This window comes from Micropruina sp. (assembly GCF_027492755.1).
Lineage (GTDB): Bacteria > Actinomycetota > Actinomycetes > Propionibacteriales > Propionibacteriaceae > Micropruina.
On sequence record NZ_JAPUED010000056.1, the window covers coordinates 1 to 19,762 of the forward strand.

Here is a 19,762-nt window from a genome sequence, read left to right on the forward strand (position 1 = left end):
CCGTGCAACCCTCGACTCAACCACGAACTCGATGCTAGAGGGCGCCACCGACGTTCCTGTGACCCGTTCCGGCATTGGTCCGCCGGCACTCGCGCGACCCGACGGCGACCAAGAGAACCCTCCCCGGTGACCGAAGGAACCGTTCCCGGCGACCGAAAGAACGGTCCCCAGTGGCCGAGACCCGCACGAAAGGAACCGTCCCCCGACATGCGAAGTTCGCACGAAAAGGAACCGTCCCCCTTCGTGCGAGATTCGCACGAGAAGGAACCGTCCCCGGGCGTGCGACGAGAGGGATCGGCCAGCGGAGAAGGTTATCCGCGGACGGCGTTGGCCAGGGCGTCGGCGCGATCGGTGCGTTCCCAGGTGAACTCGGGGAGTTCGCGTCCGAAGTGGCCGTAGTTGGTGGTCAGCGAGTAGATCGGACGCAGCAGGTCGAGATCGCGGATCAGGGCGGCCGGACGGAGGTCGAAGACCTCCAGGACGGCGGCGGTGATCTGCTCCAGCGGCACATTCTCGGTGCCGAAGCAGTCGGCGTAGAAGCCGACCGGGTGCGCCCGGCCGATCGCGTAGGCGACCTGGACCTCGCAGCGCGTGGCCAGGCCTGCGGCAACCACGTTCTTCGCCACCCAGCGCATCGCGTAGGCGGCGGAGCGGTCCACCTTGGAGGGGTCCTTGCCCGAGAAGGCGCCGCCGCCGTGCCGGGCCATGCCGCCGTAGGTGTCGACGATGATCTTGCGACCGGTCAGTCCGGCGTCACCCATCGGGCCGCCGATGACGAACTTGCCGGTCGGGTTGATGTGCACCTTCAACCCGTCGGTCGACACGTCGTACTTGGCCAGCACGGGCTCGACCACCTCGTGCAGGATGCCGGGCCGGATGTCGCGGTCGTAGGAGGCCGCACCGGTGTGCTGCGACGACACCACGATGGTGTCCACAGCGACCGGACGATCGCCGTCGTAGGCGATGGTGACCTGGGTCTTGCCGTCGGGCAGCAGGAAGGGCAGCTCCCGGTCCCGCCGCACCGCGGTCAGCCGCTCGGCCAACCGGTGCGCGATGTCGATCGGCAGCGGCATCAGCGTCGGCGTGTCGGTGCAGGCGTAGCCGAACATCAGGCCCTGGTCGCCGGCGCCCTGGGCGTCCAGCGCGTCACCGGAGCCACCCTCGCGGTGCTCGCCGGCGTCGTCGACGCCTTGGGCGATGTCCGGCGATTGGGCGCCGAGCGAGACCAGCACGCCGCAGGAGGCGCCGTCGAACGACTTGTCCGAGGAGTCGTAGCCGATCTGCAGGATGCGTTCCCGGGTGAGCTTGGCGATGTCGACGTAGCCGGTGGTGGAGACCTCGCCGGCCACCACGACGGTGCCGGTGGTGACCAGGGTCTCGACGGCGACGCGGCTGTCGGCGTCCTGGGTGAGCATGGCGTCCAGGACGGCGTCCGAAACCGAATCGGCGAGCTTGTCGGGATGACCCTCGGTGACGGACTCCGAGGTGAACAGGCGGCTCATCGGTTGCTCTTTCTGCTAGTGGCGACGGCATCGAGGATGCGATGCGCGACGAGGTTCTTGTCACCGGCGACGGTCGCGACCGGCCCGTCGACATTGATGATGGCGACGGTGTTGTCGGCGGCGCCGAAGACCGCTCCCCCGCTGACGTCGTTCAGCACCAGCAGGTCGCAGCCCTTGCGGGCCAGCTTGGCGCGGCCCAGTTCCATCAGTTCGGACGGCGACCCTGCGGTCTCAGCGGCGAAGCCGACGATCACCTGGCCGGGACGCCGCTGCCGCACCAAGCCGGCCAACACGTCGGTGGTCTGGGTGAACGTCACGGTCAGCCCGGCGTCCCCCTCCTTCTTCAGCTTGCGATCGCTGGGCGATCCGGGGGTGAAGTCGGCGGGTGCGGCAGCCATGATCAGGACGTCGGAATCAGCGGAGGCCTCAGCCATCGCGTCGGCGAGGTCGGCCGTCGAGACCACCTCGACCAGTTCAGCCCGGCCGGGCACGGCAGCGGTGATCGCACCGGCAACGACCCGGACGTCGGCGCCGCGCAGCAGCGCGGCCCGGGCCAATGCCAGGCCCATCCGTCCGGAGGATCGGTTGCCCAGGTAGCGCACCGGGTCGAGTGCCTCGCGGGTGCCGCCCGCGCTCACGGTGAGCCGGACGCCGTCCAGGTCCCGCGCACGGGCAGCGCCGGTCACGCCGGCATCCAGCAAGGACAGCGCCACCTGCTCGATCTCGGACGGCTCCGGCAGCCGTCCCGGCCCGGTGTCGGCGCCGGTGAGCCGTCCGGAATCGGGGTCGAGCACGATCACGCCACGCTCGCGCAGGGTCGCCACATTGGCCTGGGTGGCCGGATGCAGCCACATCTCGGTGTGCATCGCGGGCGCCATCAGCACCGGACACGTCGCGGTCAGCAGCACATTGGTGAGCAGATCATCGGCCCGTCCGGACGCCGCCCGCGCCAGCAGGTCGGCGGTTGCCGGCGCGACCACCACCAGTTCAGCGGCGCGGCCCAGTGCCACATGCGGCACGGCCTGGGCGTCGGCCCAGACCTGGGTGTGCACCGGATGACCGGACAGGGCCGCCCAGGTGGTCTCACCGACGAAATTGAGCGCGCTCGGGGTCGGGACGACGTTCACCTCGTGGCCGGCCTCGGCGAACAAGCGCAGCAGCAGGCATGCCTTGTACGCGGCGATTCCGCCGGCAACCCCGAGCAGGATCCGGCTCATCGAAGAATCAGGCCAGGTCGTCGCTGAACGGGTCGAGATCGCTGAACTGCGGGTCGGCCTCGGCCTCGGCACGGGCAGCCGCCTCGGCCTCGGGATCGATCTCGGTGCACTCGAGCACACCGGCGTTCACCTCGCGCAGCGCGATGGACAGCGGCTTCTCCTGCACGCCGGTGTCGACCAGCGGACCCACGTTCTCAAGCAGACCCTCGCCCAGCTGGCTGTAGTAGGCGTTGATCTGGCGGGCGCGCTTGGCGGCGAAAAGCACCAGGCGGTACTTGGAGTCGACCTTCTCCAACAGCTCGTCGATCGGCGGGTTGATGATGCCTTCGGGGGCGTGTGTGCTCAAAGGATGACCTCACGGGTTGATGCGGCGCGCTCGGCCCGAGCTACGGTCCGGGCGCCTGCGGGTGGTTCGGCTTGTGGAAGACCCACGCCGCGGACGGTTTCCACGGCTGGAGAAATCACAAGCTCAGCAAGTCTACCAACTCATTGACCGCCCTGCCCACATCGTCGTTGACGATGACGTGATCGAACTCGTCGGCGGCCGCCAGTTCGCCCTTCGCCGTCGCCAGCCGACGCTCGCGCTGCTCGGCGGTCTCGGTGCCCCGGCCCACCAGTCGGGCGACGAGTTCGTCCCAGTTGGGCGGTGCGATGAACACCAACCGGGCTTGTGGCAGTGAGGTTCGGACCTGCCGGGCGCCCTGCAGGTCGATCTCCAGGATGACCCGCTCGCCGCGCTCCAGAGCGGCCTGGACGGGTGCGGCCGGGGTGCCGTAGCGGTCACGTCCGTGCACCACCGCCCACTCGAGCAGGCCGTTGGTGGCCAGCAAGTCGTCGAATTCCTCGCTGCTGACGAAGCAGTAGTGCTGGCCGTCGACCTCGCCCGGTCGCGGGGGTCGGGTCGTCGCCGACACCGACACCCAGACCTCGGGATGTGCCTGTTTCAGGGCGCGAACGACTGTTCCTTTACCTACGGCCGTGGGACCGGAGATGACGGTGACGTCACCGCTCACCGAACTCGGCCTTCAGGCCGGCGAGCTGATGCCGTCCGAGTCCGCGGATCCGCCGGTTGGCGGCGATGTCGTACCGTTCCATGACCAAAGCGGCCCGCTTGTCGCCCACCCGCGGCAGCGCCTTGAGCAGGTCGATCACCTTGACGTGGGCAAGCACCTCGTCGGCGGCGGCTTCGTCGAGCGCCGCGGCGAGGGTCAGTTCACCAGAACGCACACGCGCTTTCAGCGCCGCGCGGGCACGGCGCGCCTCCGTGGCGGCCGCACGGGCTGCCTGCAGCTGCTCCGTCGTCAGTTGGGGTATCGCCACGGTGACCTCCGGATGTCCTTGTGTGGGCACAATTTACAAGGCGAAACGCTCTCTGGAAACCCTTCTGGTCAGGCTCTCGACAAGCTCGACCAATAGGACGCCAGGTCGCGACGACCCGCAGTCCTGGCGAATCGGCCTGTGGTGCGAGATCCCGGCGTTCGCCGCGACGGCGTGGACCCGGAACCTCGGTCTCGACCAGTTCGACCAGCGGGCAGCCGCCCGACGGCCAGGGCTTCAGAAGCCGATGGCGAGCAGCGAGCGCACCCGGTCGGCGAGCGCGCCGGCGTCCGGGCCCGATCCGAGGACGTCGCGGCTGACGGCGGGCAGCACGTTCTCGAGCGCGGCGCCGAACAGGGCGGGAAGGTCGTCGATCCGGCCGCCCTGGAAGCCGATGCCGGGCACCAGGATGGAGCCGTTGAACGCGCCGACGTCGCAGCCGAGGTCGGCGTGGGTGCCGCCGATGACCAGGCCGATGGCGTTCTGACCGGTCTCGGCGTTGAGCCGTGCGGCAGAGTCGATGATCTCCTGGGCCACTGAGCCCTCATGATCGCCGCACAGCGCCAGCTGCACCTGGCCGCCCTCCGGGTTGGACGTCCGGGCCAGCACGTAGACGCCGCGTCCGTGGCGGTGCGCCAGGTCGAACGCGGGCTGCAGCGAGCCGAAGCCGAGGTAGGGCGACACGGTGATCGCGTCGGCGGCCAGCGGCGCGCCGTCGGCGAGGTAGGCCTCGGCGTAGGCGTCCATGGTGGAGCCGATGTCACCGCGCTTGACGTCCAGGATGCTCAGCGCGCCGGCCTCGGCGATGTCGGCGAGGGTACGTTCCAGCACGGCGATACCGGCCGAGCCGTGGATCTCGAAGAAGGCCGACTGTGGTTTGAAGACGGCGACCTCGGTGCCCACCGCCTCGACCACCCGGCGGGCGAAGGCTTCGACGCCGACGGCGTCCACGCTGAGTCCCCAGGCGCGCAGCAGGCCCGGGTGCGGGTCGATGCCCACGCACAGAGCGCCGCGCTGCTGGACGGCGTTGGCGAGTCTGCTCTGGTAGCTGCTCATCGGTTCCTCCTGGTCAGGGCATTGATCCGGGCCGGCAGTGCTGGTCCGGCGTAGACGAAGCCGGTGTACAGCTGCACCAGCGGGGCGCCCAGATCGAACATCGCGGACGCGTCGTCTGCGGTCATGATGCCTCCGGCGGCGATCACCGGCAGGTCGGTGTGCGACACCAGATAGCCGATCACTTCGCGGGCCCGGACGGTCAGCGGCGCTCCGGACAGGCCGCCCGCCTCGCCGGCCAGTGACTGTTCGGCGGGGTCGATGCCGTCACGGGACAGTGTGGTGTTGGTGGCGATCAGGCCGGCGACCCCGGCGTCCGTGGCGGCGGCGAGCACCTCGTCGATCTGCGGTTCGGTCAGGTCAGGGGCGATCTTGACGAACAGCGGCGCGCGTCCGGCCGCCCGTTCGACGAGCGCCTTCAGCAGGGTGAGCAGCGCTCCCCCGTCCTGCAGGCTGCGCAGCCCGGGCGTGTTCGGGCTGGACACGTTGATCGCCACGTAGTCGGCGTGCGGAATGACCAGGTCGAGCGAGGTCAGGTAGTCGTCGACGGCGTCCTCGACGGGCACGATCTTGGTCTTGCCGATGGAGATGCCGATCGGGATGCCGGCCCCGTCGTTGTTGCGATAGACACCGAGCAGCGACAGCTCGTGATGCAGCCGGGCGGCACCGGCGTTGTTGAAGCCCATCCGGTTGATCAGCGCCCTGGACTTGCTCAGCCGGAAGACTCGCGGCTTGTCGTTGCCGGGTTGGGCCTGGGCGGTGACGGTGCCGAGTTCGGCGAACCCGAAGCCCAGCGCCTGCCAGGCCAGGACGGCGCGGCCGTCCTTGTCCATGCCTGCGGCGAGCCCGACGCGTCCCGGGAAATCGATGCCGGCGACGGTGACGGGGGCGCCTCTGCTGCCGGCCAGCAGCCGGGCGGCCGACACGAACCCCGGCGAGCGGCTGAGCCGGGCCAGAGTACCGATCATCTGCTCGTGGACACCCTCGGGATCGCCATGGTGCGAGCGGAACAGCAGCGGCCGGACGACGCCTCGATAGCCGGCGCCGACCAGGCTCACCCGCGGGTTCATCGCTGCACGGCCTCCAGTTCGCTACGCATATCGGCGCTCCAGTCCTGCAGCGGACGGACCGTCAGGCCGCCCCGGCGCAGCGCCTCGATCCCCTGCACCGCCGCCGACAGGCCCTGCACGGTGGTGACGCAGGGCACGTCGCACAGGATGGCCGCGGAGCGGATCTGCCAGCCGTCGCGGCGCGGGTCGCCACCTTCGGAAACCCCGAGCGGGGTGTTGAAGATCAGGCTGATCTCACCGTCCATGATCGCCTGGACGACGGTCTTGGTGCCGTCGGCGCCAGGGCCTTGCGTCTCCTTGCGGAGCACCGTGACCTCGACGTCGTTGCGGCGCAGCACCTGCGCCGTCCCCTCGGTGGCGTAGACCTTGAAACCCAGGTCGGCAAGGCGTTTCACCGGGAAGATGGCGTGCCGCTTGTCCCTGTTGGCGACCGACACGAACACCGAGCCCTGGGTCGGCACATCGCCGTAGGACGCGGTCTGGCTCTTCGCGAACGCCACCCCGAAGGTCAGGTCGAGCCCCATCACCTCGCCGGTCGACTTCATCTCGGGGCCGAGCAGGGTGTCCACCCAGGCGCCGTCGGCGGTGCGGAACCGGTTGAACGGCATCACCGCCTCCTTCACCGCCAGCGGCGCGGAGGCCAGCGGGGCCGTCCCGTCGCGGTCGGCGCGCAGCGTGCCATCGGCGCGCAGCTCGGCGATGGTGGCGCCCAGCATGATCCGGGACGCCGCCTTGGCCAGCGGGGTCGCGGTCGCCTTGGAGACGAACGGGACCGTCCGGGACGCCCGCGGGTTGGCTTCCAGCACGTAGAGCACGTCGCCGAGCAGCGCGAACTGGATGTTGATCAGGCCGCGGACGCCGACCCCGCGGGCGATCGCTTCGGTGGCCAGCCGGATCCGGTCGACGGTCTCGCTGCCCAGGGTGATCGGCGGCAGTGAGCAGGCCGAGTCGCCGGAGTGGATGCCGGCCTCCTCGATGTGCTCCATCACGCCGCCCAGGTACAGCTCGGTGCCGTCGAACAGGGCGTCCACGTCGATCTCGATGGCGTCGTCCAGGAAACGGTCGACCAGCACCGGCGAGTTGGGCGTGATGTGCGTGGCGCGCTCGATGTAGCCGACCAGCGAATCATCGTCGTAGACGATCTCCATGCCGCGTCCGCCCAGCACGTAGGAGGGCCGGACCAGCACCGGGTAGCCGATGTCATGCGCGATCTCCAGCGCGTCGTCGGCCGAGGTGGCCATGCCGTAGGCGGGCGCGGTGAGCTTGTTGTCGGACAGGATGCGGCCGAACGCGCCGCGCTCCTCGGCCAGGTGGATCGCTTCCGGCGAGGTGCCGACGATCGGGACGCCGGCGTCCTTGAGCGCCTGGGCCAGCTTGAGCGGGGTCTGCCCGCCGAGCTGGACGATGACGCCGGCGACCGGGCCGGCCAGCGACTCGGCGTGGTAGACCTCGAGCACGTCCTCCAGGGTGAGCGGCTCGAAGTAGAGCCGGTCGGAGGTGTCGTAGTCGGTGGACACCGTCTCGGGGTTGCAGTTGATCATCACCGTTTCGTAGCCGTGCTGCGACAGGGTGAGCGCGGCGTGCACGCACGAGTAGTCGAACTCGATGCCCTGACCGATCCGGTTCGGGCCGGAGCCGAGGATCAGCACCGCCGGCTTGGTGCGCGGCGCCACCTCGGTCTCCTCGTCGTAGGACGAGTAGTGGTACGGCGTGCGGGCGGCGAACTCGGCGGCGCAGGTGTCGACGGTCTTGAACACCGGACGCACCCCCAGCGCCCAGCGGACGCCGCGCACCACGTCGGTGCTGAGGTGCCGCAGTCGGGCGATCTGCTCGTCGGAGATGCCGTGCCGCTTGGCCAGCCGCAGCACGTCGGCGGTCAGTTCGGGCGACGTCCGGACGTGTTCGGCGACCTCGGCGATCAGCTGCAGCTGGTCCAGGAACCAGGGGTCGATCTTGGTGGCGTCGAACAGTTGCTGCGGGGTGGCGCCGGCCCGGAAGGCCTTCATCACCAGGCCGAGCCGGCCGTCGTGCGGACGCGAAGCGGCGGTCAGCAGCTCGTCGACCGACTGGGTGATCTCACCGGTGAAGTCGAAGGTGGACTTGGGGTCCTCCAGCGAACGCAGCGCCTTGCCCAGCGCCTCGGTGAAGTTGCGGCCGATCGCCATCGCCTCGCCGACGCTCTTCATGTGTGTGGTGAGGGTGTTCTCGGCGGTCGGGAACTTCTCGAAGGCGAACCGCGGACACTTCACCACTACGTAGTCGAGCGTGGGTTCGAAGGACGCCGGGGTCTCGGCGGTGATGTCGTTGGGGATCTCGTCCAGGGTGTAGCCGACGGCGACCTTGGCGGCGATCTTGGCGATCGGGAAACCGGTCGCCTTGGACGCCAGCGCCGAGGAGCGGGAGACGCGGGGGTTCATCTCGATGACGATCATCCGGCCGTTGTCGGGGTTGATCGCGAACTGGATGTTGCAGCCGCCGGTGTCGACGCCGACCGCCCGGATCACCCCGATGCCGACATCGCGCATCGCCTGGTATTCGCGGTCGGTGAGCGTCATCGCGGGAGCCACGGTGATCGAGTCGCCGGTGTGCACCCCCATCGGGTCGAGGTTCTCGATCGAGCAGACGATGACGACGTTGTCCGCCTTGTCGCGCATCACCTCGAGCTCGTACTCCTTCCAGCCGAGGATCGACTCCTCGATCAGCACCTCGGTGACCGGGGACGCCGACAGGCCGGTGCCGGCGATCCGGCGCAGCTCGTCCTCGTCGTGGGCGAAGCCGGAGCCGACGCCGCCCATGGTGAAGGACGGCCGCACCACCAGCGGGTAGCCGAGGGAGTCGGCAGCGGCCAGCACCTCGTCCATCGAATGGCAGATCCGGCTGCGGGCGACCTCGGGATTGGTGCCGGGAATGTCGAGGGCTTCGACGATCTCCTTGAACTTCTCCCGGTCCTCGCCCTTCTGGATCGCCTCGAACGAGGCACCGATCAGCTCGACGCCGTACTTGGCCAGCACACCGCGCTCATGCAGCGCGACCGCGGCGTTCAGCGCGGTCTGCCCGCCCAGGGTGGCGAGCAGCGCGTCCGGACGCTCGGCGGCGATCACCTTCTCCAGGTAGTCGGGCTGGATCGGCTCGACGTAGGTGGCGTCGGCGAACTCGGGGTCGGTCATGATCGTGGCCGGGTTGGAGTTCACCAGGATCACCCGGTAGCCCTCCTCGCGCAGCACCCGGCACGCCTGGGTGCCCGAGTAGTCGAACTCGCAGGCCTGGCCGATCACGATCGGCCCGGAGCCGACCACCAGAATCGAGGAGATGTCGGTCCGCTTGGGCATCAGTTCTCCTGGTCGGTGTTGCTCTGGGTGGGGTGGTGCTCGGCTCTCCCGCCGGCGCCGTCTCGGCGTCGGGCCATCACGTCGACGAAGCGGTCGAACAGGTAGGCCGAATCGTGTGGGCCCGCGGCCGCCTCGGGGTGGTACTGCACCGAGAAGGACAGCAGGTTGTCGGCGTCGTCGGTGAGCTCGAGGCCCTCGACCACGTCGTCGTTGAGGCAGATGTGGCTGACCCGGGCGTTGCCCCAGCGGGTCGCGGTGGCCTTGTCGAGCGGCGCGTCGACGGCGAAGCCGTGGTTCTGGGCGGTGATCTCGACCTTGCCGGTGCGCAGATCCTTGACCGGCTGGTTGATCCCGCGGTGACCGTATTTCAGCTTGTAGGTGCCGAAGCCGAGGGCGCGTCCGAAGATCTGGTTGCCGAAGCAGATGCCGAAGTAGGGAATGCCCGCATCGAGGACGCCCTGCAGCAGCTCCATCGGGGCGTCGGCCGTGGCCGGGTCGCCGGGGCCGTTGGAGAAGAAGACGCCGTCCGGGTTCAGGGTGGTCAGCTCGTCCAGGGTGACCGACGCCGGCAGCAGGTGCACCTCGATGCCGCGCTCGGCCATCCGGGTCGGGGTCATGTCCTTGATGCCGAGGTCGATGGCGGCGACCGTGAACCGCTTCTCGCCCACCGCCGGCAGCACCTTCTCGGCAGTCAAGGTGACGTCGGCGACCAGGTCGGAGCCGGCCATCGCCGGCACCTCGCGGACCTTGGCCAGCAGCTTGGTCGAGTCGAGTTCGGTCGTCGAGATGCCGACCCGCATGGCGCCGCGCTCGCGCAGGTGCCGGGTCAGCGCCCGGGTGTCGATCTCAGCGATGCCGACCACGCCCTGGTTACGGAGTTCCTCGTCCAGCGAGCGGTTGGAGCGCCAGTTGGAGCGCACCCGGGAGAGGTCCCGGACGACGTAGCCGGCCACCCAGATACGAGACGATTCGTCGTCCTCGTCGTTCCAGCCGGTGTTGCCGATGTGCGGCGCGGTGGCCACCACCACCTGGCGGTGATAGCTCGGGTCGGTGAGCGTCTCCTGGTAGCCCGACATGCCGGTGGAGAACACCGCCTCACCGAAGGCTTCGCCGGCCGCCCCGAAGGACACGCCGCGAAAGGACCGCCCATCTTCGAGAACCAACAAAGCCGGAGTCTGTTCGTGATCGAAGAAGCCTGAAGGCATGAAAGTCCTTTCCCCGCCGGGGCGGGCTCAAACTCACGAAAGACTAGCAAAGCTGGACGGTCCTCCCGACCGCCGAGGTCCGTATGGACGCCGTGCTACGCCGTCGGCCGAGCTCCCCGTCCGGGCTCACCGGTAGGGTCGTGGGACGTGACCGACAACAGCAGCACCACCCGGCGAACAGTGACTCCGGCACCGCTACCCGAGGGCATCACCGTCCGGACGGCCGGCGCGGACGACGTCCCGGCGCTTCTCACGCTGCTGCGGGCCGACGAACTGGCCGCGATGGGCGAGACGTCCCTGAGCGTCGGCGAGGTCGACGAGTGGTTCGACACGCCCCGCGCGTTGGAACGCAACACCGCGCTGGTTCTGCAGCGCGACGGCGTCCTGATCGGAGTGTGGCGGGTGTTCCGCAACTTCGACGACAAGTACTGGGCGCAGGTGGCGATCGACCGGTCGTTGCCCGCCGAACTGGTCGATGAGCTGTGGGAAGCCGGCCTGGCGTGGGCGGAAAAGGTCGCACTGACGACCGCCGATGATCTCGGGGTCACCGGCCCGCGACTGGATCTGTGGGTCAACGAGCACGACGCGCTCACCCGGCGGCACGCCGAGGCGTTCGGGTTCCAGCAGATGCGTGCCTTCATCGAGATGCAGATCGACCTGGACGGCTATGTCGCGCCGGAACCGGATCCTGCCTCCCCGGTGGTGGTCAGGCAGGCGGAGGTGCCCGATGACGGCGCCGTCGACCTGAGGACGATGTACCAGATCATCAGCGAGTCGTTCCGCGACCACTACGACTTCCAGCTGCGCAGCTTCGAGGATTGGGTGGAGGCCAAGCACTCCGACCAGCTCGCCGATCCGACCCACTGGTATCTCGCTGAGATCGACGGCGAGGCCGTCGGCGGACTGATGGGGCACAACTCGTATCTCGAAGCCGACAACGCCGGCTATGTGGCGAATCTCGGCGTGCTGCGGCAAGGGCGCGGACGGGGTGTCGCGAAGGCGCTGCTGCGCACCAGCTTCACCCGCTACGCAGCCGACGGCCGCAGCGCCGTCAAGCTGCACGTGGACGCCGAGAGCCCGACCGGCGCCACCCACCTGTACGAGTCGGTGGGCATGTACCGGCGGCTGGTCGGCTTCGACTTCCACAAGTGGCCCCGGGCCTGATCGCGGAATCCGAGTCCGGTGCGGTCGGCTCGCGGATCAGCGACCGATTCCGGGGTGATCCACGCCCAACCAGGCGAAGTAGGTCCCGAATCGGTCGCCATTTGACGAGCTAGAGGCTTCGGCAAGGGCCTCAGTCGAGGCCGGCGGTGATCTTCTCCCGGGCGCGGGCGAGCACGCCGTTGAGGAAGGTCGCCGAGTCGTCCGTGGAGAGTTCCTGGGCCAGGCTGACGGCCTGCTCGAGGGCGACCTCGGCGGACGTGGTGCCGTCCAGCATCTCCCACAGCGCGATGCGGGCCAGGCAGCGGTCGACGCGCGGCATCCGCTCCATCGTCCAGCCGGTGGCCAGGCAGTCGGCGATCAGCGTGTCGATCTCGGTCTTGCGCGCAGTGACACCGTTCACCAGCGTGGTGGTGAACGGACGCACCGGCGGGTCGGCCTCGGCGATGTGCAGCGCCAGCGGCTCAGTGGCGTCCACACCGCGCAGGTCGGCCTCGAAGAGGATGTCCAGCGCACGCTTGCGCGCCTTGGTGCGGGACGAGCCACGTCCGGGCTGTGTCGTCGGACGGGTCTCGATCAGCTCGGCGACCGTGCCGTCGGGCGTGGTGATCCGCTGGCGCGGCGTGGTTACCGCAGGATCGGCGGCCACCGGCGGTCAGACCCGACCCAGGTAGCTGCCGTCGCGGGTGTCGACCTTGACCCGCTCGCCGGTGGTGATGAACAGCGGCACCTGGATCTGCAGCCCGGTCTCGACGGTGGCGGGCTTGGTGCCGCCGGTGGAACGGTCACCCTGCAGGCCCGGTTCGGTGTAGGTCACCTCGAGCTCCACCGACGCCGGCAGGTCGACGTAGAGCGGGTTGCCCTCGTGCAGCGCGACGGTGGCGTTCTGGTTCTCCAGCAGGTAGTTCTTGGCGTCGCCGATGGTCTCGTCGGTGATCGTCATCTGGTCGTAGGTGGCGGTGTCCATGAACACGTAGCCGTCGCCGTCGTGGTACAGGTACTGCATCTCGCGCCGGTCGACGTTGGCGGTGTCCACCTTGGTGTCGGAGTTGAACGTGCGGTCGACCACCTTGCCGCTGAGCACGTGCTTGAGCTTCGTGCGCACCACGGTGTTGCCCTTGCCCGGCTTGTGGTGCTGGAACCACAGCACCTGCCAGAGCTGACCGTCGAGGTCGAGCACCATGCCGTTCTTCAGATCGTTGGTGGAAGCCACGTGAAAACCCTTCGTTCACCGATTGCGAGCCGACCGCTCAGTGTAGTGCGGGAGGGCTGTGACGACGAACCGGGCGAAACATCGAGGCCCGCGACCGGAGTCCGAGCCATCGGGGACGGTTCTCCTGGCCACCTCCTCCGCGCGTCCGGTGACCGAAGGAACGGTCCCCGGTGACCGGGAGAACCTTCCCCGGGGTTACTGACGGGTCAGCGAGGCGTGGGGGTGGCGATGATCTGGCCGGTGGAGAGGCTGTCGTCGCCGGGGCGGTGGCGGGCGGCGACGTCGGCGATCAGGGCGGCGCGGCGTTCGGCGGGTGGGAGTCCAAACTCCTCGACCAGGGCGGCGCTGTCGTCGGCACCGGCCCCGGTCAGGCCGTCGATGACGCCGCGGACGTCGTCGGGGGTCCGGTTCTGGCTGAGCTTCGCCTTCGCCTCGATCCGGGTGATCTGCAGTTGCAGGCCGACGATGGCGCGCAGCTGGCCGGCGACGTAGTCGGCGGGCATGTCCTCCATGCCGAGGGTGCGCTCGTGGGCCTTCATCAGCCTCTCGGCGGCCATCGTCGTCCAGTCCAGGTCGTCGTGGGCGATCAGCTGGCCATAGATGTGCAGGGTGGCGTAGTCCCAGGTCGGGATGTACTTCCCGGACGCCGGCGCGCTCGGGTACCACAGCGACGAGATGTAGTCGGTGGCGGCGGTGATGAGGAACAACGCCTCCCCGGTGACCGCCTCGCGCCACTGGGCGTTCGGACGCGCCACGTGCAGCACCAGGCTGCCCTGCTCGCCCATGTCCGCGTCGAAGAGATACGGCAGGTGGGTGGCCAGCAACCCGGACGGCCCATGGGTGATCAGGTCGCCGACGCCGGGCGCGGCCAGGATCCGTTCCTGCAGTTCCGGCGGCATGGTGAAGTGGCGCGGCGTGTACATCAGCCCAGTGTCTCGGACGAACCAAGTGCCTCAAAGGTCTCGCGCAGCAGATCCTCGTCCGGGCTCTCCAGGATGGCCGCGCGGGCCAACTGCTCGAGGATCACGAACCGCAGGGTGCTGGCGCGGGTCTTCTTGTCCAGGTTCATCGCCTCACGCAGCTCCGGCCAGGCATCGGCCGGGTAACTGGTCGGCAATCCGAGCGCCCGCAGCACCCGGCCGTGCCGTCCGGCGGTGTCGTCGTCGAGGCGACCCGCCCGGCGGCTCAGCTCTGCGACGAAGGCCATGCCGACGCTGATCGCTTCACCGTGCCGCCAGGTGTACCGCTGGTGACGCTCGATGGCGTGACCCAAGGTGTGGCCGTAGTTGAGCAGTTCGCGTCCGAGGTCGCGTCCCACCGACGTCCGTTCCCGCAGGTCGTCGCCGACCACGGCCGCCTTCACCTCGATCGCCCGCTTGACCAGCGCACACATCACTTCGCCCTTCGGGTCGAGCGCCGCGGCCGGGTCGTCCTCGATGATGGTCAGGATGGCCGGATCGGCGATGAAGCCGGCCTTCACCACCTCGGCCATCCCGGAGCGGATCTCCTCAACCGGCAGTCCCTCCAGGAAGGACAGGTCGCACAGCACCGTGTACGGCTCGTAGAAGGTGCCGACCAGGTTCTTGCCGGCGCTCAGGTTGATTCCGGTCTTGCCGCCGACGGCGGCGTCCACCATGCCCAGCACCGTGGTCGGCACCGACACGTAGGTGACGCCGCGCAGCCAGGTGGAGGCGACGAAACCGGCCAGATCGGTGGTCGCTCCCCCGCCCAGGCCGATGATGGCGTCGGAGCGGGTGAAGCCGGCCTCGGCCAGCGCGTCCCAGCAGCGCTGCAGCGTCTCGCCGGTCTTGGCCGCTTCGGCCGCCGGCACCTCGATGCTCAACGTCTGGCAGTCGCAGGCCGACCGGAGCTTGGACGCTTGCTCGCGCAGCACCGGCGGATGGATCACCGCGATCCGCCCCTGCTCGGCCACGTACTGGGGCAGCAGTTCCAGCGCACCCTGCCCGACCACCACCTGATAGGGGCGTTCGGCGGTCACATCGATGGCCGAGATTCTCACCGGTCGTCCTCCTTCAGTTCTGCCATGACTTGTTCCACGATCGCCGCTACCTCGGCATGATCGGTGTCTACGCTGATGGTGGCCAGATTCTGATACACGGGCGTCCGCTCCGCGAGCTGTTTGATGAGAGTGGCCCGCAGATTGCCCAGCACCAGGACACCGGCCTGGTTCAGCCCGAGCCGCCGGCTGGCCTGCGCGACCGAGACCTGCAGCCAAACCACCGTGACATCACGCAACGCGTCAGCCACTTCGGAGGTCAGCACGGCGCCGCCGCCCACCGCGACCACGCCGGGCTCGGCCAGTGCGGCAACCGTCGCGTCACGTTCCAGTGCGCGGAAGTGCGCTTCGCCGGAGTCGGCGAAGATCTCCCGGATCAGTTGGCCCTGCTCGGTCTCGATCGTGGCGTCCACGTCGACGAACGGCAGCCCCAGCCGGCTCGCCAGGGCATGGCCCACCGTGGTCTTGCCGGCCCCCGGTGCGCCGATGACTGCGATGCGGTGACCCGACGTCACCTCAGCCCTCGCTGCGCGAGGCGCTCACGGTAACCGGCCAGGTTCCGGCTGGTTTCGGCGACCGAGTCGCCGCCGAACTTCTCCAGGACGGCCTCGGCCAGCACCAGCGCCACCATCGCCTCGGCGACCACGCCGGCGGCCGGAACGGCGCACACGTCGGAGCGCTGATGGTGGGCGACGGCCGGTTCGCCGGTGGTCACGTCGATGGTGCGCAGGGCCCGCGGAATGGTCGCGATCGGCTTCATAGCGGCCCGGACGCGCAGCGGCTCACCGTTGCTCATGCCGCCCTCGGTGCCACCGGACCGGTTGCGCAGCCGGACCACACCACCCGGTCCCGGTTCCATCTCGTCGTGGGCCAGGCTGCCGCGGGTGCGGGCCAGGTCGAAACCGTCGCCGACCTCGACGCCCTTGATCGCCTGAATGCCCATCAGCGCACCGGCCAGCTTCGAGTCCAGCCGCCGGTCGCCCTGGCTGTGCGAGCCCAGGCCGGCGGGGACGCCGTGCGCCACCACCTCGACCACGCCACCCAGAGTGTCGCCGGCCTTCTGGCAGGCGGCGATCTCGTCCTGCATGGCGGCGCTGGACTCGGCGTCCAGGCAGCGGACGGGGTCGGCGTCGATGGCGTCGCGGTCGTCCAGGGTCGGCACCCGGGTGCCCGTGGAGCGGATCGGACCGAGTTCGACGACATGGCTGACGATGGTGATGCCGCAGGCCTGCTGCAGGAAGTTGCTGGCCACCCGGCCCAGCGCGACGCGGGCGGCGGTCTCTCGCGCGGAGGCACGCTCCAGGATCGGACGGGCCTCGTCCCAGTCGTACTTCTGCATGCCGGCCAGGTCGGCATGCCCCGGACGCGGGCGGGTCAGCGGAGCGTTGCGGGCCTGCGCGGCCAGCACCTCGGCGTCCACCTCGTCGGGAGCCATCACCGTCTCCCACTTGGGCCACTCGGTGTTGCCGATCATGATCGCGATCGGCGAACCCAGCGTCTCGCCGTGCCGGAGGCCGGTCAACATCGTCACCTCGTCGGCCTCGAACTTCATCCGGGCACCGCGGCCGGCGCCCAGCCGCCGTCGGGCCAGTGCCTCGGCGATGTCGGTGGTCGAGACCCTGACATGGGCGGGAATGCCTTCGATGGTCGCCACCAGGGCGCGGCCATGGGACTCCCCGGCAGTCAGGTAACGCAGCATGATCGCGAGTCTGTCACGACCCGACGCCGGCCTCCGTCACTGCCCGCACGGCAGACACCAACACCTCCACCGGGACGTCGCGTCCGGTCATCAACCGGACCTGGTGCCGGGCCTGGTAGACGAGCAGATCGAGCCCGTTGCCGACCACCCGTCCGGCGGTCTCGGCCCGTTCGGCCAGCGGTGTCGGCCACGGGTGGTAGATCACGTCGAACACTCCACGCAGCGCCGGGCAGTACTCCACCTCGAGCGAGTCGAGGCGTCCCTCCAACGCGGCGGACGGCACGGTCGAGACCAGCAGTTCGCTGGCCGGGTCGAGCGGCGCCCCCAGGGTGCGGGGTTGCACCTCGACACCCAGCCGCTCCGCCCACTCCCGGAAGGCGGCGAGCCGCTCGGGGTTGCGGCCCTGCACCTCGACGAGCCGGACGCCGCCGCGGGCCAGCGCGACCAGCGCCGACCGGGCGGTGGCCCCGTTGCCGATCAGGGTGGCGACCCGCAGACCCGACAGTCCGGACGCCGCCAGCGCGTCGGCCAGGCCGGCGATGTCGGTGTTGTAGACCCGCCGCTGCTCCCCGAACACCACGGTGTTCGCCACCCCGGTGAGCCGGACGTCCTCATCGGGGATGCCGCACTCGGCGGCCACTTCCTTCAGCGGCATGGTGACACTCAACCCGCGCCAGGAGTCGTCCAACCCGTTCACGAAGTCGGCGAACCCGCCCGGCTGCAACTCGACGCGTCCGTAACTCCAGTCCAGGCCGAGGTGCGCGTAGGCGGCCGCGTGGATCACCGGCGACAGCGAATGCGCGATCGGTGACCCGAGGACGGCGGCCTGTGGCCTCACGAGCACTTCTTCCGGTTCTCCGGGCTGGCCAGGCACCACTGGTGCAGTTTGGCGGTGGCGGCGTTGTGCTCGGCGAGGGTTTCGGAGAACACCGTTTCGCCGGTGTCCAGGTTGATCGGCACGAAGTACAGCCATTTGCCGTCGGCGGGGTTGAGCGCGGCCTCCATCGCCTTCTTCGCCGGTGCCGTGATCGGCCCGGGCGGCAGACCCTTGTGCTTGTAGGTGTTGTAGAGCGAGTTGCTCTTGCGCTCCTTGGAGGTGGTCCACACCGTTCCGGTCTTCTTCGCGGCATAGGCGACGGTGGCGTCCGACTGCAGCGGCATGCCCTTGGCCAGCCGGTTGTAGAACACCCGGGCCACCTTGGCCCGATCCTCGTCGCGGAACACCTCGCGCTCGATGATGCTGGCCATGATCAGCACGTCGTAGGGCTTGTAACCCAGAGCGTTGGCTCGCTCTTCGAAGGCCAGATCCTGCACGGTCTTCTTGAACTCGTTGATCGGCGCTTTCAGCACCGACTGCGCGGTGGGTTTCAGCGGCAGGTTGTAGGTGTCGGGGAAGATGAAACCCTCGTCGCTCTTGCCGACCCAACTCGGCAGATCGAACTGCTTGCGGTTCTTGAGCGCGGCCTGCAGGTCCTTCTCGGGCACCTTGGTCGATGCCGCCAGCGCGGTGATCACCTCGGTGAGCCGCAGCCCCTCGCGGATCTGGTACTGGTTCTTGATCTGGTTGGCCGGGTCGAGCAACATCTGCAGCGCGGTCTTCGCCGGAATCTGGGTGCGCATCTTGTACAGCCCGTACTGGATCTTGCGGGCATTCGGGTCAGACCCGGCCGCACGCTCGAACGCCTTGCCGGTGCGAACGACGTCGGCGGCGAGCAGGATGTCGGCGATCTTGTTGATCGACGAACCCTGCGGAATCTCCACCACCACATCGGCGACGCCGGCCGGATCGATGTAGTCCTCAGTGGTCCGGTAGCCGATCCAGGCGTCGTGCACCTTGGAGTAGACGAACCAGCCGCCGCCGATCAGCACGGTCAGCGACAGGACGACCGCGATCGCACCGCGCACCCGGTACCAGACCTCTTTGGGTACCCAACGGCCGGTCTCCGGATCGCGCAGTTCGCGGAAGAGATTCGCCATGCTTCAGTGTCCTTCGTTCGTCACGCGGGTTCGCCGGGCGCCCGGCCGGTCGCCCGTTCGACGGCCAACGCCTGCTCCAAGATTGCCACGGCTGCCGCCTGGTCGATGATGGCGCGCTGGCGACGCGCATCCTTACCGGCCGAACGCAGCCGGCGTCCGGCGTCCACGGTGGTCAGCCGTTCGTCGGCGAAACGCCAGCTGATCGCCGGGTGTGCCGCGATCACCGACGCCACCTGGGCCCGGACGTGGACCGCCGCCGGACCCTCGTCACCGGCCAGGGTGCGGGGCAGGCCCACGATCACCTCGATCGGTTCGTACTCGGCCAGCAGTTGCGGCAGCCGCCGTCCAGACGCCTGGGTCGGCACCGTCTCGACCGGGTAGGCGAGCATGCCGTCGGCGTCACAGGCAGCGACCCCGATCCGGGCCTTCCCCCAATCGAGCGCCATCCGGACGCCACGCCGGAAAGTGGGTTGGTCGAGCTTGTCGAGACCCCCAGACGCCCGCTGGTCGAGCTTGTCGAGACCCTCGGGCACGTGCTGATCCAACCCGAGATCCCGGCGTCCGCCGGGATGACGTGAGTCGAGTTCGTCCGCAGGCTCGACCGGCGATGACTCGCGACTCAAAGGGCCGCCACCGCGTCACGGACCGCACGGACGGCGTCCGACGCCGCGGCGCCGTTGGAGCCACCGCCCTGGGCGAAGTCGTCCTTGCCGCCGCCTCGTCCGCCGAGCTGGGCCGCGCCGACGCCCACCAGGGCGCCCGCCTTGGCGCCGCGCGCACGCGCCGCCTCATTGGTGGCCACCGCGATCACCGGCTTGGCGCCGGTGCCGCCGACCAGGGCGACCACGGCCGCGTCCGAGCCGAGCGCGGAGCGGATGTCGAGCGCCATGGTGCGCAGGTCTCCCCCACCGACGCCGTCCACCTGCTCGGCGACCACCCGGATGCCACCGGCAACCGTGACCGCCTTCTCGGCGAGCTTGGCCGCGCCGGCCAGCAGTTCGC

20 protein-coding genes are annotated in these 19,762 nt (G+C 69.3%); 1 reads left to right on the forward strand and 19 read right to left on the reverse strand.

Translation table 11 applies throughout. The annotated features are described in order from the left end of the window. Positions 1-311: 311 nt before the first annotated feature. The 9 genes from metK to carA form a co-directional block, all read right to left on the reverse strand. Entirely contained in the window at positions 312-1,502 is a 1,191-nt protein-coding gene (metK, locus tag Q0066_RS03720) for a methionine adenosyltransferase (protein WP_298130180.1), read from the reverse strand. Further along, complete coding sequence (coaBC, locus tag Q0066_RS03725; protein WP_298130183.1) at positions 1,499-2,719, reverse strand: bifunctional phosphopantothenoylcysteine decarboxylase/phosphopantothenate--cysteine ligase CoaBC; 1,221 nt, start codon at positions 2,717-2,719, stop codon at positions 1,499-1,501. Before coaBC ends, metK begins: the two co-directional genes overlap by 4 nt. A 7-nt stretch (positions 2,720-2,726) precedes the next feature. Beyond that, positions 2,727-3,065, reverse strand: coding sequence for a DNA-directed RNA polymerase subunit omega (gene rpoZ, locus Q0066_RS03730; RefSeq protein WP_298130186.1), 339 nt, complete (start codon positions 3,063-3,065; stop codon positions 2,727-2,729). A 115-nt stretch (positions 3,066-3,180) separates the two neighbouring features. Further along, on the reverse strand, positions 3,181-3,732 hold the full coding sequence (gene gmk, locus Q0066_RS03735) for a guanylate kinase (RefSeq protein WP_298130189.1): 552 nt from the start codon (positions 3,730-3,732) through the stop codon (positions 3,181-3,183). Beyond that, a complete protein-coding gene (gene mihF, locus Q0066_RS03740) occupies positions 3,722-4,039 on the reverse strand; it encodes an integration host factor, actinobacterial type (protein WP_298130190.1) in 318 nt (105 codons plus the stop codon). Before mihF ends, gmk begins: the two co-directional genes overlap by 11 nt. A 234-nt stretch (positions 4,040-4,273) precedes the next feature. After that, positions 4,274-5,092, reverse strand: a complete 819-nt coding sequence (gene pyrF / locus Q0066_RS03745) for an orotidine-5'-phosphate decarboxylase (RefSeq protein WP_298130192.1) — start codon at positions 5,090-5,092, stop codon at positions 4,274-4,276. Continuing rightward, a complete protein-coding gene (locus Q0066_RS03750) occupies positions 5,089-6,159 on the reverse strand; it encodes a quinone-dependent dihydroorotate dehydrogenase (RefSeq protein WP_298130194.1) in 1,071 nt (356 codons plus the stop codon). The genes pyrF and Q0066_RS03750 overlap by 4 nt, the downstream gene beginning before the upstream one ends. Beyond that, complete coding sequence (gene carB, locus Q0066_RS03755) at positions 6,156-9,488, reverse strand: carbamoyl-phosphate synthase large subunit (protein ID WP_298130196.1); 3,333 nt, start codon at positions 9,486-9,488, stop codon at positions 6,156-6,158. Before carB ends, Q0066_RS03750 begins: the two co-directional genes overlap by 4 nt. Further along, positions 9,488-10,693, reverse strand: coding sequence for a glutamine-hydrolyzing carbamoyl-phosphate synthase small subunit (gene carA, locus Q0066_RS03760; protein WP_298130198.1), 1,206 nt, complete (start codon positions 10,691-10,693; stop codon positions 9,488-9,490). Before carA ends, carB begins: the two co-directional genes overlap by 1 nt. 147 nt (positions 10,694-10,840) lie before the next feature. On the opposite strand from carA, the gene Q0066_RS03765 reads away from it, so the two are divergent. Continuing rightward, positions 10,841-11,857 (forward strand): GNAT family N-acetyltransferase, encoded by a 1,017-nt coding sequence (locus Q0066_RS03765; RefSeq protein ID WP_298130200.1) that lies wholly within the window; start codon positions 10,841-10,843, stop codon positions 11,855-11,857. A 130-nt stretch (positions 11,858-11,987) separates the two neighbouring features. Here Q0066_RS03765 and nusB read toward each other — a convergent pair whose 3' ends face one another. The 10 genes from nusB to Q0066_RS03815 all read right to left on the reverse strand — a co-directional run. Next, on the reverse strand, positions 11,988-12,503 hold the full coding sequence (gene nusB, locus Q0066_RS03770; RefSeq protein WP_298130203.1) for a transcription antitermination factor NusB: 516 nt from the start codon (positions 12,501-12,503) through the stop codon (positions 11,988-11,990). A gap of 6 nt (positions 12,504-12,509) precedes the next feature. Continuing rightward, entirely contained in the window at positions 12,510-13,067 is a 558-nt protein-coding gene (gene efp / locus Q0066_RS03775; RefSeq protein ID WP_298130206.1) for an elongation factor P, read from the reverse strand. Positions 13,068-13,273: 206 nt separating this feature from the next. Further along, complete coding sequence (locus Q0066_RS03780) at positions 13,274-13,990, reverse strand: FMN-binding negative transcriptional regulator (RefSeq protein WP_298130207.1); 717 nt, start codon at positions 13,988-13,990, stop codon at positions 13,274-13,276. Next, positions 13,990-15,087 carry a 3-dehydroquinate synthase gene (gene aroB / locus Q0066_RS03785; protein ID WP_366521494.1) on the reverse strand — a complete coding sequence of 366 codons (1,098 nt, stop codon included), beginning with the start codon at positions 15,085-15,087 and terminating at the stop codon, positions 13,990-13,992. Before aroB ends, Q0066_RS03780 begins: the two co-directional genes overlap by 1 nt. Beyond that, positions 15,084-15,599 (reverse strand): shikimate kinase, encoded by a 516-nt coding sequence (locus tag Q0066_RS03790; protein WP_298130208.1) that lies wholly within the window; start codon positions 15,597-15,599, stop codon positions 15,084-15,086. Before Q0066_RS03790 ends, aroB begins: the two co-directional genes overlap by 4 nt. After that, complete coding sequence (gene aroC, locus Q0066_RS03795) at positions 15,596-16,783, reverse strand: chorismate synthase (RefSeq protein ID WP_298130210.1); 1,188 nt, start codon at positions 16,781-16,783, stop codon at positions 15,596-15,598. Before aroC ends, Q0066_RS03790 begins: the two co-directional genes overlap by 4 nt. Positions 16,784-16,796: 13 nt before the next feature. Next, positions 16,797-17,621 carry a shikimate dehydrogenase gene (locus Q0066_RS03800; protein WP_298130213.1) on the reverse strand — a complete coding sequence of 275 codons (825 nt, stop codon included), beginning with the start codon at positions 17,619-17,621 and terminating at the stop codon, positions 16,797-16,799. Continuing rightward, positions 17,618-18,760 (reverse strand): endolytic transglycosylase MltG, encoded by a 1,143-nt coding sequence (gene mltG / locus Q0066_RS03805; protein WP_298130215.1) that lies wholly within the window; start codon positions 18,758-18,760, stop codon positions 17,618-17,620. The genes Q0066_RS03800 and mltG overlap by 4 nt, the downstream gene beginning before the upstream one ends. A 20-nt stretch (positions 18,761-18,780) precedes the next feature. Beyond that, on the reverse strand, positions 18,781-19,293 hold the full coding sequence (gene ruvX / locus Q0066_RS03810) for a Holliday junction resolvase RuvX (protein WP_298130217.1): 513 nt from the start codon (positions 19,291-19,293) through the stop codon (positions 18,781-18,783). Positions 19,294-19,379: 86 nt separating this feature from the next. Further along, positions 19,380-19,762 (reverse strand): DHHA1 domain-containing protein (locus Q0066_RS03815; RefSeq protein WP_298130219.1); only part of this gene is annotated, 383 nt, incomplete at its 5' end.

Excerpts from the sequence above, each read along its gene's own strand:
- metK (WP_298130180.1), bottom strand. The coding sequence starts at position 1,502 with ATGAGCCGCCTGTTCACCTCGGAGTCCGTCACCGAGGGTCATCCCGAC.
- coaBC (WP_298130183.1), bottom strand. The coding sequence starts at position 2,719 with ATGAGCCGGATCCTGCTCGGGGTTGCCGGCGGAATCGCCGCGTACAAG.
- pyrF (WP_298130192.1), bottom strand. The coding sequence starts at position 5,092 with ATGAGCAGCTACCAGAGCAGACTCGCCAACGCCGTCCAGCAGCGCGGC.
- Q0066_RS03750 (WP_298130194.1), bottom strand. The coding sequence starts at position 6,159 with ATGAACCCGCGGGTGAGCCTGGTCGGCGCCGGCTATCGAGGCGTCGTC.
- carB (WP_298130196.1), bottom strand. The coding sequence starts at position 9,488 with ATGCCCAAGCGGACCGACATCTCCTCGATTCTGGTGGTCGGCTCCGGG.
- carA (WP_298130198.1), bottom strand. The coding sequence starts at position 10,693 with ATGCCTTCAGGCTTCTTCGATCACGAACAGACTCCGGCTTTGTTGGTT.
- Q0066_RS03780 (WP_298130207.1), bottom strand. The coding sequence starts at position 13,990 with ATGTACACGCCGCGCCACTTCACCATGCCGCCGGAACTGCAGGAACGG.
- aroC (WP_298130210.1), bottom strand. The coding sequence starts at position 16,783 with ATGCTGCGTTACCTGACTGCCGGGGAGTCCCATGGCCGCGCCCTGGTG.
- mltG (WP_298130215.1), bottom strand. The coding sequence starts at position 18,760 with ATGGCGAATCTCTTCCGCGAACTGCGCGATCCGGAGACCGGCCGTTGG.